Origin of the sequence: Janthinobacterium sp. FW305-129 (genome assembly GCF_020858115.1) — a bacterium.
Lineage (GTDB): Bacteria > Pseudomonadota > Gammaproteobacteria > Burkholderiales > Burkholderiaceae_D > Janthinobacterium.
The window spans coordinates 12,617-34,827 of sequence record NZ_JACYMM010000006.1 but is presented as its reverse complement, the minus strand read 5'-3'; the positions used below and the strand labels follow the sequence as shown (position 1 = coordinate 34,827).

Genomic DNA, 22,211 nt, shown 5'->3' with positions numbered 1-22,211 from the left:
CTATATTTTTACCCAGTTACCCTTGTAGAGCACCGGTCCCGTCGGTCCATTCGGATTCGGCGAACCGCCTTTCGGCTCCAGGGTAACGGCCAGCAAGGCCACGTCGTTGCCGAGGGCGCGCTGGGACAGGGCCAGTTTCACGTTGCCCTTGTCTGCCAGCAAGCCCAGCGAACGGGGGTTGCCGCTCTTCGGCACTGCCCACAGTTCCAGGTCGCGGTCGGCCGGCACGGGCGCGTTGGCCACCATGCGCACTTCGAGCGCGCCGTGGCGGCTGTCGGCCGTCAGCAGCAGGGCAGTTTGCGCTTTTTCGTCCGTCAGGCTGGCCACATAGCTGATCTGCGGCGCCTCCATCACGCGCGTGGCCAAGACGATCACCAGCAAGGCGGCGATGGCGCTCGAGGCCATGCCCAGGCCGCGCCAGAACGACAGCGCATCGCGGAACCAGGACCAGCCGCCCTGCGGCGCCAGGTGCAGGCGCTGCTCGATCTGCTGCCACACGCGCTTGGGCGGCGCCACGGGCGTGGCGAATTCCGCCATCGGTTCCAGGCGCTGGCGCCATTCGGCCGTGATATTGCGCAAATCGGCGTCGTTGTGCAGCCAGCCTTCGAAACGCCGCCGCGCGCCCCCTTTCAGGGTGCCCAGCACGTATTCGGACGCCAGTTTCTGGCGCAGCGCGTCATTGCCGCGGATATTCATGATGCCTCCCGTTTCGCCAGGCACGTGCGCAGCCGTTCCAGGCTGCGGCGTATCCACGTCTTCACGGTGCCGATCGGCAGCGACATCTGCTGCGCCACTTCGCTGTGCGACAGGTCGTGATAGAACGCCAGGGCGACCACCTGCCGGTGCAGCCCTTCCAGGGCGGACATGCAAAACGCCAGCGCCTTGGCGTCACCGCTCAGTTGCAGCGATTCGATCGGCGTGGCCTGGGGGTCCCGGAGTGCATTCATGACTTCGCTATCAAACTGTTCGGCATCGATTTCCACGGTATCGTCGCTGCGCCGCAGCACATCGAACGCCTTGTTGCGCACGATGGTGGCCATCCAGGTCATCGGCGCCGCCAGATGGCTCTGGTAAGCGGCGGCGTTGTTCCAGATGGCGACGAACCCCTCTTGCAAGGCTTCTTCAGCGAGCTCTTGCTTATGCAATATACGCAGCGCGAAGCCAAACAGTTTCGATGAGGTAGAAGTATACAGCTGGCGGAACGCCGTGGCGTCCTTGTTCCCGGTGGCAAGCAGCCAGGCTTTGAGTTGCTGCGGGTCGAGCGATTGAGCGGCTGGGGACACGGCTGGCCTTCACAAGGTGAATGGGATCACGCCTGGGAAGGTTATAACAGATTGACAACGCTTGGCAACAAGGTTTTGTGCGGTGCCGGGGGCTGGATCAGCCGGCGATGGCCGATTCCAGCAATTTATGCAGTTCGGCAAATTCCGGCTTGCCCACGTAGCGCTTGAGGATCTTGCCCTGTTTATCCAGGACGAAGGTGGTGGGCGTGAGGGCCACGTCGCCGTAGGCCTTGGCCGCCTCGCCCGTCACGTCGAGCGCCACCTTGAACGGCAGCTGGCGCGTTTCGGCGAAGTTCAGCACGTAGTTGGCCGGATCGTATTTCATGGCCACGGCCACGAATTCCAGTCCCTGCCCCTTGTACTTGTTGTAGGTGTCGACCATTTCCGGCATTTCCGCCACGCAAGTAGTGCACGAGGTGGCCCAGAAATTGACCATCACGACCTTGCCGCGCAGGCTGGCGGAGGTGATTTTCTCGCCATGGATGCCGTGGAAGGTCACGTCCGGCGCGCGTTGCTTGTCATTCAGCGACAGATAGCCGGCTGCCGCCACGCCCGCCACGAAGACGGCGATCAGGGCTGGCTTGATCCAGGACTTGCTTGCGGAGGGCGAAGTTGACATGGCAAAGTTTCACTAATGTAGAGCAACGATGCGGCCATTATAGACGCATCGTCAGTCTGGCGCCGTAGGTCAAACGGCGGAGGCGCTTATTGCTGGACCGTATCGCTGACCGTGTTCGTCGTGCGCTGTTGCGGCGGATCGGGCTGCAATTGCTTCAATTCCGCTTCCGAAATGTAGTCGAACAGCTTGACCACTTTCTGCACGCCGCCCACGCCGCGCGCCACGTCGGCCGCGACCGTGCCTTCGCGCTGGGTCACGCGGCCCATCAGGAAGACGGTGCCGTTTTCCGTGACGACCTTGAACGAGGCGGCCGAGATGGTTTTCATGTCGACCAGACTGGCCTTGACCTTGGTGGTGATCAGCGCATCGTTCGAGCGCGAGGTGTAGCTGGCCGGGCCGGCGATGATCAATTCATTCGCCACCGATTCCACGCCCTCGATATTGCGCACTTCGCGCTCGACGGCATTTTTCATCGCCTCGTCGCGCACTTCGCCCGTCAGCAGGACGCGGCGGTTGAAGCTGGTGACATTCACGTGGCCGGCATCGCCGACGATGGAGGGAATGCGCGACTCGCCTTTCAGGGCGATCGACTTGTCTTCGGTCTGGGCGCCCAGGGTGCGGCGGTCCGCCGCGGCAACGCCGCCCATCACCGCGCCGCCGACCATCAATTCGATGCAGCCGGTGAGCGAAGTGAGCATGGCGCCGCACAAGAGTGCGGTGGCCAGCGGGCGTTGTACGCGTTTCCAGCCTGGGCCAGTACCGAATTTAGTCATTCACGTCTCCTCCGAATAGGGCGACATCGATGCCGTCGCAGATGCAATGTATGGTGGTCAGATGGACTTCCTGGATGCGCGCCGTGCGTTCGGCCGGCACGCAGATATGCACGTCGGCGTCCGTCAGCATCTTGCCGATGGCGCCGCCGTCCTTGCCCGTCAGCGCCACGACGCGCATTTCGCGCTCGAGCGCCGCTTCCACGGCCGCCATCACGTTGGCCGAATTGCCCGACGTGGAGATGGCCAGCAGGATGTCGCCGGCCTGGCCGAAGGCCTGCACCTGCTTCGAGAAGATTTCGCGGTAGCTGTAGTCGTTGGCCACGGCCGTCAGGATCGACGTATCCGTCGTCAGCGCCAGGGCCGGCAGCGGAAAGCGCTCGCGTTCGAAGCGCCCGACCAGCTCGGCCGCGAAATGCTGGCAGTCGGCGGCGGAACCGCCGTTGCCGCAGGCGAGGATCTTGTTGCCGTTGGACAATGCATAAAACATCAGGTCGATCGCCTGCGCAATGGGTTGCGCCAGCACGGTGGCGGCCTGGATCTTGAGTTCGGCACTTTCGTGGAAGTGCGAGAGGATGCGTTGATTATTCATAGTCTGCCGATTATAGTGCAGGCGCGCGGCATGGCGGACAAGCACTGTTAAAAATGCTTACATATCGAGGATGTTCTTCAGCCAGCTGATCCGTCCGCCGTCGATGGCCAGCGCGTCGAAGCGGCACGGCGGCAAGCTCTTTTGCCCCTGCAGCCAGGTTTGCGCGGCCAGCACCATGCGCCGCTGCTTGGCCGGCGTGATGCTGGCCAGGGCGCCGCCGAAGGTGGCACTGCTGCGCAGCCGCACTTCGACGAAGACGATGGCGGCGCCGTCGCGCATGATCAGGTCCAGCTCGCCGCCCTTGCACAGATAGTTGCGTTCCAGCAGCACCAGGCCTTGCAGCAGCAGATACGCGAGCGCATCGTCTTCCCCCTGCCGTCCCTGTTCCCGTTTGTTCCAGAAAGCGAAGGGCGGCATGGCCGTGTCCTTATTGTACTGGCGGCGCGGCCGGCGGGGCCGGCGGCCAGGTGCCCAGCACGCCCTGCTGGTAGGTGGCGGCTTGCTCCGTGCGTTCGAACACGCTTTGATCGTTCTCAAAGCGCACGGCCAGGCGGCCCGTCACGCCATCGAGCGTGAATGGGGCATTCGGCCGCAGCGCCACTTCGCGCGCCACGCGGAAGGCATCGATGCCCAGCGCGTACAGGCGTTCCATGTCGGCCGTCGGGCGGACGTCGCCTGGCTGCGGCGGCTGCGGATACACCATCACTTGCGGATGGTCGCGCTGCACTTGCCATGGCAAGTCCAGCAGGCGCGCGCCGTCGAGCTCGGGGCCGCTGGCGCCACGCCCGGCGCCGGGATTCAAGGACGAGGTGCCATACAGGGGCAGATCGCTGCCGATGGCCACGCGCAGCTGGCGCGCCTGGTCGGCGTCGAGCGCGGCAAACAGCAGGCCCGGGGGCGTCGCGGCCAGGCGCGCGCGCAGCTGCACCAGTTCCGCATCGCTCAGGTAGCCATTCGTGGCCGTCAAGTCCATCGCATCGACCTTGCCGCCCTGGCGCAGCCATTCCTGCTTGAAGGCGGCGCTGACGCGGCGCTGCGAGGGCGAACCGGCCGACAGGATCAGCGCGCTGGCGCCCGGCTGTTCGCTGGCGGCCCAGGCGGCGACCTGGCGCGCTTCCGCCTCGATCGACAGGCCCATCACCAGCAGCTTGGCCGGCAGGCGCGCTTCGCCGCGGTTGTCCGGGTGGTTCAGGGCGATCGTCGGTTTGCGCACCAGATCGCTGTTCGCCACGGCCGTCACGGCCGAACGCGACAAGGGACCGACGACGACGTCCTGTTCCTCTTGCGCTTGCGCAAACTTGTTCAGCACGTCGCTGCTGCCGTCGCCCGTGTCGATCACCGTCACTTCGAAGCCGCTGCGGTCGCGCTCGTACGCGGCCATGAAGCCGGCGCGCAGCAATTCGGCGGCCGGCCCCAGGGAAGCGGAGCGCAGCGGCAGCAGCAGGCCGATGTGGTGGACATTGCCGTCGGATGGCGCCGGCGCCGTGGCGGCCGGCATGTCCTGCGGCGTGCCCGTGGCCGGCCTGGTGGCGATGGGCGCCAGCGGCGCGCCGCTGCCGTCGTACGCGGTAATATCGGGCACGGCCACGGCAAACGTCACCGGTTCGGGCGCGGGCGGCTTGGGCGGCACGGGAGGCGGCAGCGGCTTCGGTGGCGGCAGCGCCCTTGTGTTAGATTCAATAGGCGCGCACAATTGCCCGGGCGCGTCGCAAGGCGTGCTGCAAGCGCTCAGCATGCCGGTCGCGGCACAAACAAGCAGTAACTTCACACTATTAGCAAGCATTTAACCTCCAAAATGACCGTACAAGAAATCAGTTCCATCGCCAGCCTGCCCATCATGACAGAGGCGGCGCACCAGGTCTATCCTATCGCAACATTGTATATAGTGGCCACGCCCATCGGTAATGTGACCGATATCAGCCTGCGCGCGCTGCACTTGCTGAGCCTTGCCGACGCCGTCGCCTGTGAAGATACGCGCAACACGGCGCACCTGCTGACGCGCTTCGGCTTGAACAAGCCATTGATTGCGGCACATCAACATAACGAACGCGAAGTGGCGCAGACTTTGATCGCGCGCCTGCAGGCGGGCGAGCGCATCGCCCTCGTTTCCGACGCCGGCACGCCGGCCGTGTCCGATCCCGGCGCGCGCATCGTCGACGCCGTGCGCGCGGCGGGATTGCGCGTGCTGCCCCTGCCCGGCCCGTCGGCGGCCATCACCGCCATCTCCGCCAGCGGACTATTGAATGACCAGTTCTACTTTGTCGGCTTCCTGCCGGCCAAGGCCAAGCAGCGCGAAAACATCTTGCACGGCTTGCGCGGCGTGACGGCGACGATGGTGTTCTATGAAGCGCCGCACCGCATCCTCGATTGCGCCACGGCCCTGGTGGAAGCATTCGAGCCGACGCGCCAGGTGGTGTTCGCGCGCGAGCTGACGAAACTGTTCGAGGAAATCCACCGCTGCCCCCTGTCCGAGGCGGAAAGCTGGATCCGCGCCGACGCGCACCGCGAAAAGGGAGAATTCGTCGTCCTGCTGGAAGGCGCCACCGAAGCGCAGGACGCGGAAGACGTGGAAGCGGAACGCATCCTCAATATCCTGCTGGCCGAATGCAGCGTCAAGCAAGCGGCCAATCTGACGGCGCAAATCACGGGCCGCAAGAAAAACGCCCTGTATGAGCGGGCGTTGCAGTTGAAGGGGCAGGAATAAGGCGATCAGGACGGCGGCTGGACATCGAGTGCCTGTGCCGCCGCAAACAGCTGTTCCACGTGCTCGATCAACTCGTCGACAAAACCCTGCGTGACATCGAGATCGCCCTCGTATTCCGCCAGGTTGCGCTTCCGGTGCGCCTGATTGAATAGCAGCCATTGCTGCGGCGTGAAACCCAGCGTGTGTTCCAGGCTTTGAAAGACGAGATAGCGGTTGTCGCTGCGATAACCATGTTGACGCAGCGCAGACAAGGCGGCAGCACGCGCCGCGTTATACGCGAGGTCGAAGCGGCTTTCCAGCGACAGTATCTGCTGCCTGGCATCGCGCAGGCGCACGGTGGCCGAGCGCAGCAAGCCCGCCCGTTCGCGTGCGTCCGCTGGCTCAGCCTTGAGCTGGCCGATGCGCGCCAGGTTCGCCAGCGCCTGTGAGCTTGAGGAGGTCATCATCGGCCCCTTTGACAAAAATCTTGGGCTGTTCGAGGATGCGCACGACGAACGACTTGCCGTCGTCTATTCTTTGCCGCCATTCTTCCCGCGTATACAAGGTCGGGTTGATGCTGCGGCCCAGCTGCTGTTGCGCAGGCTGCAGCGCTGCCAGCAACTGGGCATTCGATGCCATGTTGCCGATGACCATCAGGTCGATGTCGCTGTGCGCATGTTCCGAGCCCTTGGCCATTGAACCGTACACAAAGGCCAGGTCGATTTCCTGCCAATACGGTTGCAGGGCCACGCGCAGCACATCGGCGATGCCAAAGGTTTTCAGCACAATGCTGCGCAGCTCGTCGAAGATCGGCGCATCGTGATTCGCCTGGTAATGCTTCTGGTTGCCCACTTTCTTGACGGTCACCAGGGCCGATTTCACCAGCTTGGCCAGTTCGCGTTGCACGGCGCCCGAGCCGATGGCCGCGAAGGCGATGATTTCATTCGCATAGAAAGACCGTTGTGCCTGGCCAAAGAGCAAAGCCAGCACGCGCTGCTGTGTCTTGGAAAACAATGTGTCTGCGAAAGTACCCATATTGGGTATGTTAGTACCCAATATGGGTATAGTCAAGCAGGCCATCACCACTTGCAGCCGCTATCCTTCTTGTCGAGTAACATCAGCACGGGCGCCAGCAAGCCTGCGCCGGAATAGGCGGTGCGGCAATCGCCGCGCTTGCCTTGGGCGATGTCGCGCGCCAGCTGGGTTTCCGTTTGCAGGGGCTTGTCGGGGATTTGTCCCACGGCCGTGCCCACCTTGGACGGGTCGCGCTCGCCCGCCATCTTGCGCGCCGTGCGTTTGGCCGCTTCCATATCGAATTTCGGCGTCTCCGGGGTTTCTTGCCTGAAGGTGTCGGGGTTGGCCGCCGGCGAGGCCGGCACCACCGTGATGGCTTGCGGGCTGGCCGCTGGTGTTGTGGCCGCTGCTGGCGTTTCGCGGACAGTGGCGCGTGTCGGCTTGCTGACGGGTTTGGCTTCTCGCTTCGGCTTGACCACCTCGACAGGCGGCGGCGGGGGCTTGGCGGCCAGCGGACGTATCCACACGGCGATCGATTCCACGCGCGGCGCGGCATCCGGCAGCGCGGCTGGCTGCACGTGGCGCCACAGGTAGATCAAGGCGCCATGCAGCAGCAAGGATACGCCGACGCCCAGCGCGATGCCGCGGCGATTCGGCATGGGCTGGCCGCCGCCGCTTCTTTCTATACTGAAATCCATTGCCGTCGTCGCCTTCATGTCTGATCGGGAAAACTTGCCAAGCCAGTGTCGCATACTTGTATCGTTTTGAAAAATACATGAGTCGCAGTGCCGCGCGTAAATAATTTACACAGAGTTTCACCTGACCCTTGACCGAAGTCGATACGGCCTGTATTATCTTGGTCTTCGGAGTGTGGCGCAGCCCGGTAGCGCACCTGGTTTGGGACCAGGGGGTCCAAGGTTCGAATCCTTGTACTCCGACCAAATTTGTAGAAAAAAACCCAAGAGTTTAGGCTCTTGGGTTTTTTTTCGTCTGTAGCGCCTGCGGCGCGAGGCCGGCAGCAAAAAGGGGCCGCAGCCCCTTTTTATTTATCCCAGGCGTTTCGCCGCAATCGCATTGCCGGCGCGGCTGGAACCCTTGCGCCCCAGCTGCTGCGCAATGAACTGCCCCGCGTCGACCACCAGGTCCAGGTCGATGCCGGTACTAATCCCCAGTCCCTGCATCATGTACAGCACGTCCTCGGTGGCCACATTGCCCGTGGCGCCCTTGGCGTACGGGCAGCCGCCCAGGCCGGAGACGGACGAATGATAAATCGCAATCCCTGTTTCCAGGCTGGCGTAGATGTTCGCCAGCGCCTGGCCGTAGGTGTCGTGGAAGTGGCCGGACAGGCCGCCCACGTGAAAGGCGGCGATGGCGCGCTGCATCACCGCCTGCGTCTTTCTCGGCGTGGCCACGCCGATGGTGTCGGCGATGTCGATTTCGTCGCAACCGAGGTCGCGCATGCGGCCCACCACGTCGGCCACGGCGTCCAGCGGCACTTCGCCCTGGTAGGGGCAGCCGAAGGCGCAGCTGATGCTGCCGCGCAGGCGCAGGCCGTGTTCCTTGGCCGCCTTCGCCACGCCTTCGAAGCGGGCGATCGATTCGGCGATCGAGCAATTGATGTTCTTTTGCGAGAATGCCTCGGACGCCGAGCCGAAGATCACCACTTCATCGGCCTTCGCCGCCAGCGCGGCCTCGAAACCCTGCATGTTCGGCGTCAGCGCCGAATAAATGGTGCCGGGGCGGCGCGCGATCTTGTCCATCACTTCCGCGCTGGTGGCCATCTGCGGCACCCATTTTGGCGAGACGAACGACGCCGCCTCGATATTGGCGAAGCCGGCCAGGGTCAGACGGTCGACCAGCTCGATCTTGACGGCGGCGCTGATGGTTTCCTTCTCGTTTTGCAGGCCGTCGCGCGGGCCCACTTCGACGATCTTGACTTGCCTGGGCAAACTGGTAATAGGGTTCATCTCAATATCCTTGCAAACGGTTGACGATGCCGGCCACAAGCTCTCCGGCGTGCAGGCGGCGCATCTTGGCGGCGATCTGCGCCACGCTTTCGCGGCGCAGGGTGGCGGCCGAAATATGCGGCGTGATGGTGATGCGCGGTTCTTGCCAGAACGGGTGCTGCTGCGGCAGCGGCTCGTTGCGGAACACGTCCAGGGTCGCGCCAGCGATATGCCCGGAGCGGATCAACGTCAATAAGTCCGGTTCGGCCAGATGCGCGCCGCGCGCCACGTTGATGACGTAGGCGCCCGGCAGCAGCATCGACAGGCGTGCGCGGTCGAGCAGGTTGTGCGTGTCCGGCGTGAGCGGCAGCATGCACACCAGCACGCGCGTGCCGCGCAAAAAGGCATCGAGCCCCTCTTCGCCCGCAAAACACTGCACGCCATCGATGTGCTTCTGGCTGCGGCTCCAGCCCCGCAGGGGAAATTCGAACTGTGCCAGCGCTTGCAGCACGCGCGTGCCCAGCACGCCCATGCCCAGCACGCCGACGGGAAAATCGGCCTTGTCGAAGGCGGGTAGCGGCTGCCAGATGCCGGCGCGGCCCTGCGCCTCGTAGTCGTCGAAGCGGCGGAAGTGGCGCAGCACGGCGTGGCTCACATATTCGGCCATCTGCACGCCCATGCCCGCGTCGTCCAGGCGCACCAGCGGCACGTGGGCCGGCAGCGCGTCGCCGAACTTCAACAGCGCGTCGACGCCGGCGCCCGTGTTGAAGATGGCTTTGACTTCGCTCAATGCCGGCAGCATGGCGGCGGGCGGCTGCCACACGACGGCATAATCGCATGGCGCGAATGTGTCGCCTTCGCGCCAGAAGTGGATTTCAGCTTCGGGCAGCAAGGCTTTAAAATCGGCGATCCACGCCGCTTCCTTGCCGTCCGAGCGTTGTAAAAGGATGCGCATCGTGGCTGCCTCTATGCGGCAGCCTTGAAAGCCAGCAGCGGCGCGCCATCGGCCACCTGGTCGCCGACGGCGTACAGCACGTCTTCCACCAGGCCGTCGTGCGGCGCGGCGATCGTGTGCTCCATCTTCATCGCTTCCATGATGACCAGCGGTTCGCCCTTCTTGACGTCCTGCCCCTTGTTCACCAGCACGGCGACGACCTTGCCCGGCATCGGCGCCGTCAGGCGGCCGCCCTCCGCTTCCACTTCGCCCGCATGCGCCATCGGGTCGCTGTAGTGCAGCGTGTAGTGCAAGCCGCCGGTGAATACGTGGAACTGCTCGCCGTCGCGCAGCACCGTGCCGTGCACGGCACGTTCACCGAGCTTGATGTGCAGCTCATTGCCTTTGCGCGCCGTCAAGCTCAGGGGCTGGCCGTTGAACAGCCAGCCATCCGTCTTGTAGGCGATGCGTGCTGTATAGGCCTTGCTGTCGCCCGCCAGCGCGAATTCGTCGGCAAACGCCAGGCTGCGTCCCAGGGTGCTGTTCAAGCGCCAGCCCAGGGCATTGCCCCACGGGTCGGCGGGATTGCTCGACTGCGCTTCGGACGCGGTTTTTTCTTCCGTCAGCAGGCTGACTGCCGCCAGCGCCAGGGCCGTGTCGGGCGCCGCCTGCAGGGCGGGGAACAGCGTGTCTTGATTGCGCTCGATCAAACCCGTATCGAGATCCGCGCCGGCAAACGCCTGGCCTTCGACCAGGCGCTTCAAAAAGGCGATATTGCTGGCCAGGCCGACGATCTGGTAGTCGGCCAGCGCCTGCGCCATGCGCGCCAGCGCTTCGCGGCGGTCCGCGCCCCAGACGATCAGCTTGGCGATCATCGGGTCGTAGAACGGCGAGATGGCGTCGCCTTCGCGCACGCCCGAATCGATGCGCACGGCGGCGGGAACCAGCGTGCCGCCCAGCTCGAACGTCACGGCCGCCGGCGACTGCATGTGGCGCAGGGTGCCGATCGACGGCAAAAAGCCTTTTTCAGGGTTTTCCGCATAGATGCGCGCTTCGATGGCGTGGCCGTGGATGGTCAATTCGCTCTGTTTTTTCGGCAGCGGCTCGCCAAAGGCGACGCGCAACTGCCATTCCACCAGGTCGGTACCGGTGATCATTTCCGTCACCGGGTGTTCCACCTGCAGGCGCGTGTTCATCTCCATGAAGTAGAACGAGCCATCCTGGTTGGCGATGAATTCCACCGTGCCCGCCCCGACGTAGCCGACGGCCTTGGCGGCGGCGACGGCCGCCTCGCCCATGGCCGCGCGGCGATCCGCCGGCATGCCCGGCGCCGGCGCCTCTTCCAGCACCTTCTGGTGACGGCGCTGCACCGAGCAGTCGCGCTCGAACAGGTAGATGCAGTTACCGAGCGTGTCGGCAAACACCTGGATTTCGATATGGCGCGGGCGCGACAGGTATTTTTCGGCCAGCACCTTGTCGTCGCCGAAAGAGCTGATCGCTTCGCGCTTGCACGAGGCCAGCGCGGCCTTGAAGTCGGCGCTGTTCTCGATGACGCGCATGCCCTTGCCGCCGCCGCCGGCGGACGCCTTCAGCAGCACGGGGTAGCCGATCTTGTCGGCCTGGCCGTGCAGGAAGTCCGCATCCTGATTCTCGCCGTGGTAGCCGGGCACCAGCGGCACGTTGGCTTTTTCCATCAGCGACTTGGCCGCCGATTTCGAGCCCATGGCGCGCATGGCGGATGCCGGCGGGCCGATGAAGACCAGTCCCGCCGCGTGGCAGGCGTCGGCGAAGTCGGCGTTTTCGGACAAAAAGCCGTAGCCGGGGTGGATCGCCTGCGCACCAGTGGCCAGCGCCACGGCGATGATCTTGTCGCCGCACAGATAGCTTTCCTTGGCCGGCGCGGGGCCGATCAGCACCGCTTCGTCGCAGACGGCGACGTGCTTGGCGTTGGCGTCCGCTTCCGAATACACGGCGACGGTCTGGATGCCCATGCGGCGCGCGGTAGCGGCGACACGGCAAGCGATTTCGCCGCGGTTGGCGATCAGGATTTTAGTGAACATGGTCTCTCTCTTTGCAGCTCGTGGCTGGAAGTTTTTTATCTGAGGTGTCGCTGGGAGGGGATGCGCCCGGGCGGGGCGCATTCCATGGGCTGGATCAGCAGCCGCACTTCTCTTTCTGTACCGAGTCCAGCATGGCGCCGCGTGTCTGCAAGCCCAGTTTTCCCAGCAAGACGCGGTCGTCTTCCGCTTCCGGGTTGTCGGTGGTGAGCAGCTTGTCGCCGTAGAAGATGGAATTGGCGCCGGCCAGGAAGCACATGGCTTGCACGGCTTCGCCCATCTGGCGGCGGCCGGCCGACAAACGCACGCGCGCCTTCGGCATGGTGATGCGGGCCACGGCGATCGTGCGCACGAATTCGAACGGGTCCAGCGCTTCCAGGCCGAACAAAGGCGTGCCTTCCACCTGCACCAGGTGGTTGACGGGCACCGATTCCGGATACGGATTCAGGTTCGCCAGCTGGGCGATCAGGCCCGCGCGCTGCAGACGCGTCTCGCCCATGCCGACGATGCCGCCGCAGCACACTTTCAAGCCCGCTTCGCGCACGCGGCCCAAGGTATCGAGGCGGTCCTGGTATTCGCGCGTGGAGATGACGTTGTCGTAGAACTCGGGCGCCGTATCGAGGTTATGGTTGTAGAAATCCAGGCCCGCGTTTTTCAGGCGGTCCGCTTGTCCCTCTTCCAGCATGCCCAAAGTAGCGCATGTTTCCAGGCCCAGCGCCTTGACCTTGGTCACCATCTCTTCGACTTTTTCCATGTCGCGCTCTTTCGGGCTGCGCCAGGCGGCGCCCATGCAGAAGCGCGTGGCGCCGTTGGCTTTCGCCTGGCGGGCCGCGTCGAGCACCGTGTCGATGTCGAGGATTTTCTTCGCTTCCACGCCCGTGTCGTAGCGGGCCGCCTGCGGGCAGTAGCCGCAGTCTTCCTCGCAGCCGCCCGTCTTGATCGACAACAGGGTCGCCAGTTCCACGTCGCCGTCGGGGAAGTTGACGCGGTGGGTTTGCTGGGCCTTGAACATCAGCTCATTGAATGGCAGGTCGAACAGGGCCAGCACGTCGGCGACGGGCCAGGTGGCCGCTTCCGGCACGGTGATGCGCGCCGCTGGGCGGTGCAGTTCGACGGTTTTTGCTGCTTCTTGGACGTGAGACATGTGATTCCTTCGTTTCTATTTTTGAATGCGTTTAAGTGTTGGGATGCTGCGCCGGCCAGTTCGGCAAGCCGGTGAAATCGAGATACGCGGCCGCCGCTTCCGCACTGGGCTGCGCCAGGCGCGGCACCCTGCCCAGCAGCGGCGCCGGGATGCGCTCGATTAGCGCATCGATATTTTCGTCGAGGAAGCGCATTTCCACTTCCAGGGTGTTGGCGACCCAGCCGATCACCGTCAGGCCGCGCGCTTCGATGGCTTCCACCGTCAGCAAGGCCTGGCTGATGCAGCCCAGACGCATGCCGACCACGAGGATCACGGGCAGATCGAGCTGCTGCGCCAGGTCGGCCGAATCAAAGCCGGGCGACAGCGGCACGCGGAAGCCGCCCACGCCTTCGACCACCACGGCGTCCGAGGCGGCGGCGATTTCCAGGTAGGCGGCCAGTATCGGCACCGATTCGATGCTCACGCCTTCGAGCGCGGCGGCGATGTGCGGCGCGGCCGGTTCCTTGAGCATGTAGGGCGTCGTCAGGCTGCGCAGCATGCTGACGTTGCCGGCGGCGATCAGGCTGTCGGCGTCTTCATTATGCAGTTCGCCGTCGCGCATCTCGGCGCCGGCGGCCACGGGCTTCATGCCGCAGGCGCGCACGCCGCGCGCCACCAGCGCGTGCAGCAGGGCCGACGACGTCAATGTCTTGCCGATTTCCGTATCCGTGCCGGTGACGAAACAGGCAAAGCGCGATGGCAGGGCGGTGGCTGCCGGTGCGGGCTGCACGGCCGGCGCCAGGTCCGCCAGCACTTCCGCCACGATGGGATCATCAAGGCTCATGGCGAGTCCTTTCCAGGGTGTTGACTGCATTGATCAATTGCGCCACTTCCTGCGCCGTATGGCCGGCCGACAGGGTTACGCGCAGGCGCGCCGTGCCCGCTGGCACGGTGGGCGGGCGGATGGCGCCGACCCACATTCCTTGCTGGTACAGATTCGCGGCGATATCGAGCATGTCCGCGTTCTCGCCGATGATGACGGGCTGGATGGCGGAGAGCGATGGCAAGGCTTGCCAGCGTTGCAACTGCAAGCCCTCGTTCCATTGCGCCACCAGCGCCGCCAGGTGCATCCGGCGTTGTTTTCCTTCTTCACCGGCGATGATGTCCAGGCTGGCCAGCAGCGCATGCGCGAGCGCGGGCGCGGCTGCCGTCGTGAAGATGTAGGGGCGCGCCTTCTGGATCAGCGTCTCGATCACGGCTTCATGCGCGCAAACGAAGGCGCCGCCCACGCCGGCCGATTTGCCCAGGGTGCCGACGTACACGAGGTAGGGCGAATGCAGGCCGAAGTGTTCCAGCGCGCCGCGGCCATTGGCTCCCAGCGCGCCGAAGCCGTGCGCGTCGTCGACCACCAGCCAGGCGCCATGTTGTTCGCACAGGGCCAGCAGCGCGGGCAGCGGCGCCAGGTCGCCATCCATGCTGAAGACGCTGTCGGTGACGACGATCTTGGTTTTGGCCGTGCTGGCCGCCAGCAGGAGCGCCAGCGCATCGAGGTCCGCGTGCGGATACACGCGCGTCTTGACGCGGGACAAACGCGTGCCGTCGATCAGCGAGGCGTGGTTCAGCGCTTCCGAGAAGATCTCGGCTTCGGCATCACCGGCCGCCAGGGCCGTCAGCACGGCCAGATTGGCCATGTAGCCGGTGCAGAAATACAGCGCGCGCGCCTGTTCCAGGTTGGCGCCGACAAACGCGGCCAGGCGTTCTTCCAGCTGTGCGTGGGCGCGGCTGTGGCCACTGATCAGGTGCGAAGCGCCGCTGCCGGCGCCATACAGGTCGGCGCCCTCTTTCAGCGCGTCGACGATGCGCGGATGCGACGCCAGGCCCAGGTAGTCATTGCTGCAAAAGGCCAGCATGGCGCGCCCATCGACCGTCAGGCGCGGCGCGCACGGCGTGTCGACGGTGCGGCGGCGGCGGATCAGGCTGCGCTCTTCCAGCCCTTGCAGCTGCTGTTGCAATTGCGCGATCAGTTCCATCTCAGGCTCCGATCACTTTGTTGAAGACGGCCAGCGTCTGCTGGCCCAGGCCCGCGATTTCGGCGTCGTCGAGGATGTACGGCGGCATCAGGTAGACGGTGGAGCCGATGGGGCGCATCAGCAGTTCGTGTTCCAGCGCCGTGCTGAAGAAGCGGCGCGAAAAATCGGGCGCCGCATCGACCGCGTCAAACGCCCAGATCATGCCCTGCTGGCGGAAATTCTTGACTTTTTCATGCTGCGCCAGCGGCGCCAGGGCGCGCGTGATTTTCCCGGCGCGTACCCGGTTGGCCGCCAGCACGTCGTCTTCCTCGAAAATCGACAGGGTCGCCAGCGCCGCGCGGCAGGCCAGCGGATTGCCCGTGTACGAGTGCGAATGCAAAAAACCGCGGCGCACGTCGGTGCTGTAGAACGCTTGATAAATATCTTCGCGCGTCATCACGAGGGACAGCGGTAAATAGCCGCCGCTGATGCCCTTGGACAGGCAGACGAAATCGGGCCAGATGCCAGCTTGCTCGCACGCAAAGAACGTCCCAGTGCGGCCGCAGCCGACGGCGATTTCGTCGAGGATCAGGTGCACCTGGTAGCGGTCGCACAGGGCGCGCACCAGCGACAGGTACAGCGGGTCGTGCATGGCCATGCCCGTGGCGCACTGCACCAGCGGCTCGATGATGATGGCGGCGATTCTTTCGGACTTTTCCTGGAACAGCCGTTCCACGTCGGCCGCGGCGCGGCGCGCCACGTCCTCGGCGGACTCGCCCTCGGCCGCCTGGCGGAAGTCGGGCGACATCACCGTCGTTGATGCACGCAGCAAGGGGCCGTAGGCATCCTTGAACAGGGCGACGTCGGTGACGGCCAGCGCGCCGATGGTTTCGCCGTGGTAGCTGCCTTTCAGGCAGACGAATTCCTGTTTTTCACCCTTGCCGCTGTTGCGCCACGCGTGAAAGCTCATTTTCAGGGCGATTTCCACGGCCGACGCGCCATCGGACGCGTAAAAACTGTGACCGAGCACGCCGTTGGTGAGCGCGGAGAGCTTTTCCGACAGCTCGATCACCGGTTCATGCGTGAAACCGGCCAGCATCGCGTGTTCCAGCCGGTCCAATTGGTCCTTCAGTTCCGCATTGATGCGCGGATTGGCATGGCCGAACAGGTTCACCCACCAGGAGCTGATGGCGTCCAGGTAGCGTCGTCCTTCGTGATCATACAGCCATGCGCCGCGGCCGTGGCTGACGGGGATCAAGGGGACCGCGTCGTTGGCCGATGCGTGGTGCTGCATCTGTGTGCACGGATGCCACACGCTGCGCAGACTGCGTTCGACCCAGCCCGATTGTTTTTCTGCTTTCAAAACTGCTCCAATGATATTCTTAGCCCATGAGCCAACCCGGCTTGCGCTTGTCGAGGAAGGATTGCACGCCTTCGCGTCCCTGTTCCGAGGCGCGGATCTGCGCGATGCGCTCGGCGGTGTCCGCCAGCAGCGCATCGTCGACGGGTTGGCCGGCGATTTCGCGCACCAGCGTTTTCGCTTGCGCCACGGCGTGCGGGCTGTTGCCCGTCAGCGCCTTGAGCACCTCGGCCGTTTTCGCGTCCAGCGCGCTTGCCTCGACTACCTCGTGGGCAAAGCCGATGCGCAACGCTTCCCGGGCGGAGAATCGCTCCGCCGTCAGGAAATAGCGGCGTGCCGCGTTTTCGCCCATGGCCTTGATGACATACGGTGAAATAGTGGCCGGGATCAGTCCCAGCCGCACTTCGCTCAGGCAGAAATGCACGTCTTCCGCAACCAGAATGATATCGCATGCGGCGACGAGGCCCATGCCGCCCGCATAGCAGTCGCCCTGGATCTTCGCCACCACGGGTTTCGGACACAGGTAAATCGTGCGCAGCATCTGCGCCAGCTGCAGCGCGTCGGCCTGGTTTTCGGCATGCGTGTAGCCTGCCATCTTCTTCATCCAGTTCAGGTCCGCGCCAGCGCAAAAGGCCGCGCCATTCGCCGCCAGCACGATGGCGCGCACCATGTCGCTGCGTCCCAGGCCTTCGAAGGCGCGCGCCAGTTCGGCGATCGTCGTCTCGTTGAAGGCGTTGCGCACGTCGGGGCGGTTCAGGGTCACGGTGGCGACATTGCCCTCGATGACCAGCTTTAAGGTTTCAAATTCCATGCTTTTCTCTCCCTTACATGCGGAATACGCCGAACTTCGTGTCCGGGATTTCCGCGTTCAAGGCGGCCGACAGGCCCAGGCCCAGCACCATGCGGGTATCGGCCGGGTCGATCACGCCATCGTCCCACAGGCGCGCGGTGGCGTAGTACGGGTGGCCCTGGTGTTCGTATTGCTCCTTGATCGGCTGCTTGAACGCCGCTTCCTCGTCCGCGCTCCACTCGCCGCCCTTGCCTTCGATGCCGTCGCGCTTGACGGTCGCCAGCACGGAAGCCGCCTGGTCGCCGCCCATGACGGAAATGCGCGCATTGGGCCACATCCACATGAAACGGGGAGAGAACGCGCGGCCGCACATGCCGTAGTTGCCGGCGCCGAAGCTGCCGCCGATGATCACCGTGAATTTCGGCACGGCGGCCGTGGCGACAGCGGTCACCATCTTGGCGCCATTGCGGGCGATGCCTTCGTTTTCGTACTTGCGGCCCACCATGAAGCCCGTGATATTTTGCAGGAAAACGAGCGGGATCTTGCGCTGGCAGCACAATTCGATGAAATGCGTGCCTTTCAGCGCCGATTCGGAGAACAAGATGCCGTTATTGGCGATGATGCCGACTTTGACGCCATAGATGTGCGCGAAACCGCAGATCAGGGTGGTGCCGTAGCGGGCCTTGAATTCGTCGAAATCGCTGCCGTCGACGATGCGCGCGATCACCTCGCGCACGTCAAAGGGCTTGCGCGTGTCGACGGGGATCACGCCATACAGTTCCTGCGTCGGGTATTTCGGCTCGACGGAATCGCGCAAAGCCATCTGCTGCGGTTTTTTACGGTTCAGATTCGAGACGATGGTGCGCGCCAGCGACAGCGCGTGCAAATCGTTCTGCGCCAGGTGGTCGACCACGCCGGACAAACGCGTGTGCACGTCGCCGCCGCCCAGGTCTTCCGCCGTCACCACTTCGCCCGTGGCCGCTTTTACCAGCGGCGGGCCGCCGAGGAAAATCGTGCCTTGCTCCTTGACGATGATCGATTCGTCGCTCATGGCCGGCACGTAGGCGCCGCCTGCCGTGCAAGAACCCATCACGACGGCGATTTGCGGAATGCCCTTGGCCGACAGGTTCGCCTGGTTGTAGAAGATGCGGCCGAAATGGTCGCGGTCGGGGAAGACGTCGTCCTGGTTCGGCAGGTTGGCGCCGCCCGAATCGACCAAATAAATGCAGGGCAGGTTGTTCTGGTCGGCGATTTCCTGGGCGCGCAAGTGCTTTTTGACCGTCATCGGATAATACGTGCCGCCCTTGACGGTGGCGTCGTTGCAGACGATGACGCATTCCTGGCCCGAGACCCTGCCGATGCCGGTGATGATGCCGGCGGAAGGCGCCGCGTCGACGCCCTTGGCGTCCTGGTACATGGCGTAGGCCGCCATCTGGGAAAACTCGAGGAAGGGCGTGCCGGGATCGAGCAGCATCTGGACTCTGTCGCGCGGCAGCAGTTTTCCCCGCGCCAGATGCTTGGCGGCCGCCGCCTCGCCGCCGCCGGCCGCGATCTTTTCTACCTTGTCGCGCAAATCGTCGACGATGGCTTGCATGGCCGCGGCATTGGCCTTGAAATCTTCACTGCGCGGATTGAGTTTGCTTTCGATATGCGGCATTGCGGTTCCTTTTTATGATCGCCCGGTCTCTCGGGTCGCGCTATTCGGGAAAACTGCCGTCGAGATAAAACCAGCGCAGGGCGCCACCGCCCTCGCCCGCCTCGCGCACGAAGCGGCTCACTTCATGCAGGCGGTGCGCGCGGCCGTTGACCTTGTAGCGGGCCACGAATTCCACGGTATCGCGGTGTATCTCTTCGGCTTGATCTGCTGATTCTGCTTTACGTTGACGTAAACGTAAAGCAGATTTTACCTCAAGTCCCAGCCAGTGGACTTTTTCTTCTTCCGCAAATAAAGCGTCGGCGGGACGGGTGCTGGCATGCCAGGTGGCGCGCAGATACGCTTCATCGCGCAAGGTGAAGGCCGTGTAGCGCGAACGCATCAGGGCTTCGGCCGTGGGCGGCAAGGCGTCGCCCGCAATATACGGGCCGCAGCAGCTGGCGTAGGAGGCGCCGCCACAGGGGCAGGCGGTGGATTTCGAGGGTGTGGACATGCGCTGACGATATGCAACAGAAAAGAGGGAACAGGAAAGTTCCGCAATTATCCGCCATAACGGCGGCGCCGGTCGCCGTTGCTGCCGCTGCGCCTACTTTTGCGGCGCGAGGAAGTCCAGCGCGAACGGCGGTGCCTTGTTCTGCATCAAGTCGGCCAGGATGCGCGCAGTGCCGGCCGCAAAGGTAAAGCCCAGCGGGCCATGGCCCACGTTGAGCCACAGGTTTGCAACTTTGCTGGCACCGACCAGCGGCGCGCTGTTCGGCGTGGCGGGACGCAGGCCGGCCCAGGCCGTGGCCTGGTCGTAATCGGCGCCGTGCGGCATGGCTTCGCGCGCCAGCCGCGTCAGGCCGGCGATGCGGTTCCAGTCGATGCTGTTGTCGGCGCCCACCATGTCGACCATGGCGGCCACGCGCAGGTCGCCGCCTATGCGCGCGTACAGCACCTTGCGCTCGAAATCCGTGATGCTGATCTCGGGCGCCCGGTCCTGTGCGCGGATGGGCGCCGTCAGGCTGTAGCCTTTCAGCGGATACAGGGGCAGGTAGACGCCGGCCGTGGCGGCCAGGTCGCGGCTCTGGATGCCGGCCGCCAGCACGTAATGGTCCGCTTGCAGCAGGCCCAGGCTGGTATCGACGCCCGTGATCCTGCCCTTGTGCGCGAGGAGGCGGCGCGCCTCGCCTTTCAGGATGAGCGAACAATTCGGGTGCTGCAGCAGGCGCGCTTCCAGCGCCAGGCAAAAGGCGTGGCAATCGGCCACCGCCTCGCCTTCGGTAAAGATGCCGCCCGCCAGCGCGCCCTGCAGGGCGGCCAGCGCCGGTTCACGCTGTACGGCTTCAAGCGGCGACAAGACGATGCGCGCCTCTTCCGATTCCGGCCGCGCCACGGCGCGCTGGAAGATGGCGTGCGAGCGGTAGACGATGAGTTTGCCCGCGTCGCGCCAGGCATACGCTTCCGGCGGCACGGTCAGCTCCAGCTGCGCCATGCCGGCGCGGCTTAATTCTCCCAGTTGCAGCAGCTTGGCCGTCGTGCGGGCATTGCTGGCGCTGTTGCAATTGCGCAAGAAACTGGCCAGCCAGCGCCATTGGCGCCAGTCCGCTTCGGGACGGAAGCGCAGCGGGCCATCTTTCTGCAGCAGCCATTGCAGGGCTTTCAAGGGCACGCCCGCGTCGGCCAGCGGCGCTACATAGCGATAGCTGAGCTGGCCGCCATTGCGGTAGCTGGCGGCGATCGCCACCTGTTCATTGCGTTCCAGTAAGGTGACCCTGTAGCCGGCCTCGGCCAGCCACCAGGCCGATGTCAGGCCGACGACGCCGCCGCCGATGATGATGACGTGTTGCTGCATGTTGCCTCGCTGCGTTGCGCCCCCATGGTGCGGGAGCATTCGATGAGAGCTTAGAGGCTGGCCATCACGGCAGCCAATGAAACATCATGGTGCAGCCATAACTTTCAGGAATGCACTATTTTTGTGCGAATTATTCATGCTTGTCAATCGCACCACGGTATAAGGTGGTGAGTATCAATTCCTCGCCGCGGCCCATGGCGGAATACGTGCCCGGATAGCGTTCGGGATCGCTGCCTGTGCCGCCCACCAGCATCACCATGCCATTCTTGTGCTTGAAATCGAGCACGAAGGCGGAGACGAGGCCATACGCGTCGCCCAGGTGGCCTACTGCATGAAAACTGGCGCCCTCGACCAGGCCGTTGCCCTGTCCTTCCACCGCATCGAATTGCTGGTTGCCCAGGCCCCATGCGCGGTACAAGCCCCGTTCGCTGTCGCCATTGCGGGCGTCTGGCGCCAGCTGCCATTGCCGGCCAAACATCAGGGCGATGCTGGCCGGTTGCAACAGCTGCTGATTCCGGTAGCGTCCGCCGTCGAGCAGCATCTGCATGACGGTGCCCAGCCCTGCGGCGGAGATGCGCAAGCCGCCCGTGGGACTGAAGACGGTGGCGTTGCTGCCGATCACATAGTTGGCCAGGCCGGCCGGCGGGCGCTGGTCAAAATCGTCGGCCTGGGCGATCCAGGGGCCGGCTGGCCGCCACTCTTCCGTGTCCGGCGCGCGCTTGCGGTACAGGGTGGCCGTATTCGCCAGCTCTTCCCTAGAAAATGCCGCCGGGTGGTAACCGCCGCGCACATCGAGGGGATCGAGCAGCAGGCGCCGCATCAGCAAGTCGAAGCGCTCGCCCGTGACTTGCTCCATCACGGTGCCGATCACGCCCCAGTTCAGGTTGGAATACGTAAAGTAGCGGCCGGGCGCCGCGCTGGAATCCCACATCGCGTCGCCGCCGGCCGTCAACACGTCGCGCAGGCTGCGTTCGGGGCCCCAGGCATAGCCGCCCGCGTCGCGCAGCGAGGAAGTGTGGCTGAGCAGGCTGCGCAAGGTCACGGGCCGCTGGGGAAAATGCGGGTTGCGCAGGGAAAAGCCTAAATAGATGCCCACGTCCTGATCCAGACTCAGCTTGCCCTGTTCGACCAGGCGCATCAGGCCCAGGGTCGTCATCATCTTCGATACGGAAGCGATACGGAACAGGGTGGCCGGCGTCACGGGCAGGTTTTCCGCCGGCGTGGCACCGATGTGCCGGTAGCCGAATTGTTGCTGATACGACACTTTTCCATGGCGGATGGCCAGCACGGACAGGCTGGCCAGCGGGTGGACCGCATCATCTACGATGGCGGACAGGGCCGCATCGAGCGCGCGCTGCTGTTCGTGTTGCACCAGCTGTTCGCTGCCGCTGCCGGGCGGGGCGGCCAGCGCCGTCCAGGTCGTTCCCAGCAGTAGCAAGCCCAATAAACCCGTTAGTTTGTTATGCATGTTTCCTGTTTCGCGCTGTGGTGGATGCGCCGCCAGCATAGAACGCGATGGTTTCCATGGCTAATGAAAATTGCT

The 22,211-nt window shown here is 64.4% G+C and carries 23 protein-coding genes and 1 tRNA gene; 2 read left to right on the top strand and 22 right to left on the bottom strand.

Features of this window, described 5'->3' with window-relative positions; genetic code table 11:
* From IGS61_RS13310 to IGS61_RS13280, 7 genes are all read right to left on the bottom strand, one after another.
* Entirely contained in the window at nucleotides 1-696 is a 696-nt protein-coding gene (locus IGS61_RS13310; protein ID WP_230540023.1) for an anti-sigma factor, read from the bottom strand.
* Nucleotides 693-1,283, bottom strand: coding sequence for a sigma-70 family RNA polymerase sigma factor (locus tag IGS61_RS13305; RefSeq protein WP_230540022.1), 591 nt, complete (start codon nucleotides 1,281-1,283; stop codon nucleotides 693-695). Before IGS61_RS13305 ends, IGS61_RS13310 begins: the two co-directional genes overlap by 4 nt.
* 97 nt (nucleotides 1,284-1,380) lie before the next feature.
* Nucleotides 1,381-1,902, bottom strand: a complete 522-nt coding sequence (locus tag IGS61_RS13300) for a peroxiredoxin family protein (protein ID WP_230540021.1) — start codon at nucleotides 1,900-1,902, stop codon at nucleotides 1,381-1,383.
* Nucleotides 1,903-1,988: 86 nt separating this feature from the next.
* Nucleotides 1,989-2,675, bottom strand: coding sequence for a BON domain-containing protein (locus tag IGS61_RS13295; protein ID WP_230540020.1), 687 nt, complete (start codon nucleotides 2,673-2,675; stop codon nucleotides 1,989-1,991).
* A complete protein-coding gene (locus IGS61_RS13290) occupies nucleotides 2,668-3,264 on the bottom strand; it encodes a phosphoheptose isomerase (protein WP_034752465.1) in 597 nt (198 codons plus the stop codon). Before IGS61_RS13290 ends, IGS61_RS13295 begins: the two co-directional genes overlap by 8 nt.
* Before the next feature lie 57 nt (nucleotides 3,265-3,321).
* Nucleotides 3,322-3,681, bottom strand: a complete 360-nt coding sequence (locus IGS61_RS13285) for a YraN family protein (protein ID WP_230540019.1) — start codon at nucleotides 3,679-3,681, stop codon at nucleotides 3,322-3,324.
* A 10-nt stretch (nucleotides 3,682-3,691) separates the two neighbouring features.
* Complete coding sequence (locus IGS61_RS13280; RefSeq protein WP_230540018.1) at nucleotides 3,692-4,894, bottom strand: penicillin-binding protein activator; 1,203 nt, start codon at nucleotides 4,892-4,894, stop codon at nucleotides 3,692-3,694.
* Nucleotides 4,895-5,059: 165 nt separating this feature from the next.
* Between IGS61_RS13280 and rsmI the strand changes: the two genes are divergently transcribed.
* Nucleotides 5,060-5,968: a 16S rRNA (cytidine(1402)-2'-O)-methyltransferase gene (gene rsmI, locus IGS61_RS13275; protein WP_230540017.1), complete on the top strand. Its 909-nt coding sequence runs from the start codon at nucleotides 5,060-5,062 to the stop codon at nucleotides 5,966-5,968.
* A gap of 5 nt (nucleotides 5,969-5,973) precedes the next feature.
* Here rsmI and IGS61_RS13270 read toward each other — a convergent pair whose 3' ends face one another.
* The 3 genes from IGS61_RS13270 to IGS61_RS13260 form a co-directional block, all read right to left on the bottom strand.
* Nucleotides 5,974-6,414, bottom strand: coding sequence for a hypothetical protein (locus IGS61_RS13270; protein WP_230540016.1), 441 nt, complete (start codon nucleotides 6,412-6,414; stop codon nucleotides 5,974-5,976).
* Nucleotides 6,350-6,961, bottom strand: a complete 612-nt coding sequence (locus IGS61_RS13265) for a nucleotidyltransferase domain-containing protein (RefSeq protein ID WP_230540015.1) — start codon at nucleotides 6,959-6,961, stop codon at nucleotides 6,350-6,352. Before IGS61_RS13265 ends, IGS61_RS13270 begins: the two co-directional genes overlap by 65 nt.
* Nucleotides 6,962-7,026: 65 nt before the next feature.
* Nucleotides 7,027-7,620 (bottom strand): hypothetical protein, encoded by a 594-nt coding sequence (locus IGS61_RS13260; protein WP_230540014.1) that lies wholly within the window; start codon nucleotides 7,618-7,620, stop codon nucleotides 7,027-7,029.
* Between the two features lie 205 nt (nucleotides 7,621-7,825).
* Between IGS61_RS13260 and IGS61_RS13255 the strand changes: the two genes are divergently transcribed.
* A tRNA-Pro gene (locus IGS61_RS13255) sits at nucleotides 7,826-7,902 on the top strand.
* A gap of 105 nt (nucleotides 7,903-8,007) precedes the next feature.
* On the opposite strand, the gene IGS61_RS13250 is transcribed toward IGS61_RS13255, so the two are convergent.
* The 12 genes from IGS61_RS13250 to IGS61_RS13195 all read right to left on the bottom strand — a co-directional run bounded on the left by IGS61_RS13250 (nucleotide 8,008) and on the right by IGS61_RS13195 (nucleotide 22,136).
* The gene (locus IGS61_RS13250; protein WP_230540013.1) at nucleotides 8,008-8,928 is read right to left on the bottom strand and encodes a hydroxymethylglutaryl-CoA lyase; all 921 of its coding nucleotides are present in this window, start codon (nucleotides 8,926-8,928) and stop codon (nucleotides 8,008-8,010) included.
* Nucleotide 8,929: 1 nt separating this feature from the next.
* Nucleotides 8,930-9,862, bottom strand: a complete 933-nt coding sequence (locus IGS61_RS13245; RefSeq protein ID WP_230540012.1) for a 2-hydroxyacid dehydrogenase — start codon at nucleotides 9,860-9,862, stop codon at nucleotides 8,930-8,932.
* Nucleotides 9,863-9,873: 11 nt separating this feature from the next.
* The gene (locus tag IGS61_RS13240; protein ID WP_230540011.1) at nucleotides 9,874-11,901 is read right to left on the bottom strand and encodes an acetyl/propionyl/methylcrotonyl-CoA carboxylase subunit alpha; all 2,028 of its coding nucleotides are present in this window, start codon (nucleotides 11,899-11,901) and stop codon (nucleotides 9,874-9,876) included.
* 94 nt (nucleotides 11,902-11,995) lie between these two features.
* Nucleotides 11,996-13,042 carry a biotin synthase BioB gene (bioB, locus tag IGS61_RS13235; RefSeq protein WP_230540010.1) on the bottom strand — a complete coding sequence of 349 codons (1,047 nt, stop codon included), beginning with the start codon at nucleotides 13,040-13,042 and terminating at the stop codon, nucleotides 11,996-11,998.
* 31 nt (nucleotides 13,043-13,073) lie between these two features.
* Nucleotides 13,074-13,865 carry a dethiobiotin synthase gene (gene bioD, locus IGS61_RS13230; RefSeq protein WP_230540009.1) on the bottom strand — a complete coding sequence of 264 codons (792 nt, stop codon included), beginning with the start codon at nucleotides 13,863-13,865 and terminating at the stop codon, nucleotides 13,074-13,076.
* Nucleotides 13,855-15,051, bottom strand: coding sequence for an 8-amino-7-oxononanoate synthase (bioF, locus tag IGS61_RS13225; protein WP_230540008.1), 1,197 nt, complete (start codon nucleotides 15,049-15,051; stop codon nucleotides 13,855-13,857). Before bioF ends, bioD begins: the two co-directional genes overlap by 11 nt.
* A 1-nt stretch (nucleotide 15,052) precedes the next feature.
* Nucleotides 15,053-16,393: an adenosylmethionine--8-amino-7-oxononanoate transaminase gene (gene bioA / locus IGS61_RS13220; protein WP_230540007.1), complete on the bottom strand. Its 1,341-nt coding sequence runs from the start codon at nucleotides 16,391-16,393 to the stop codon at nucleotides 15,053-15,055.
* A 19-nt stretch (nucleotides 16,394-16,412) separates the two neighbouring features.
* The gene (locus IGS61_RS13215; RefSeq protein WP_230540006.1) at nucleotides 16,413-17,201 is read right to left on the bottom strand and encodes an enoyl-CoA hydratase/isomerase family protein; all 789 of its coding nucleotides are present in this window, start codon (nucleotides 17,199-17,201) and stop codon (nucleotides 16,413-16,415) included.
* Between the two features lie 13 nt (nucleotides 17,202-17,214).
* Complete coding sequence (locus IGS61_RS13210) at nucleotides 17,215-18,837, bottom strand: carboxyl transferase domain-containing protein (protein ID WP_230540005.1); 1,623 nt, start codon at nucleotides 18,835-18,837, stop codon at nucleotides 17,215-17,217.
* A gap of 40 nt (nucleotides 18,838-18,877) precedes the next feature.
* Nucleotides 18,878-19,327, bottom strand: coding sequence for a YchJ family protein (locus IGS61_RS13205; RefSeq protein ID WP_230540004.1), 450 nt, complete (start codon nucleotides 19,325-19,327; stop codon nucleotides 18,878-18,880).
* A gap of 93 nt (nucleotides 19,328-19,420) precedes the next feature.
* Nucleotides 19,421-20,707 carry a D-amino acid dehydrogenase gene (locus IGS61_RS13200; protein ID WP_268993873.1) on the bottom strand — a complete coding sequence of 429 codons (1,287 nt, stop codon included), beginning with the start codon at nucleotides 20,705-20,707 and terminating at the stop codon, nucleotides 19,421-19,423.
* 91 nt (nucleotides 20,708-20,798) lie between these two features.
* Nucleotides 20,799-22,136 carry a serine hydrolase domain-containing protein gene (locus IGS61_RS13195; RefSeq protein WP_230540002.1) on the bottom strand — a complete coding sequence of 446 codons (1,338 nt, stop codon included), beginning with the start codon at nucleotides 22,134-22,136 and terminating at the stop codon, nucleotides 20,799-20,801.
* Nucleotides 22,137-22,211 lie beyond the last annotated feature (75 nt).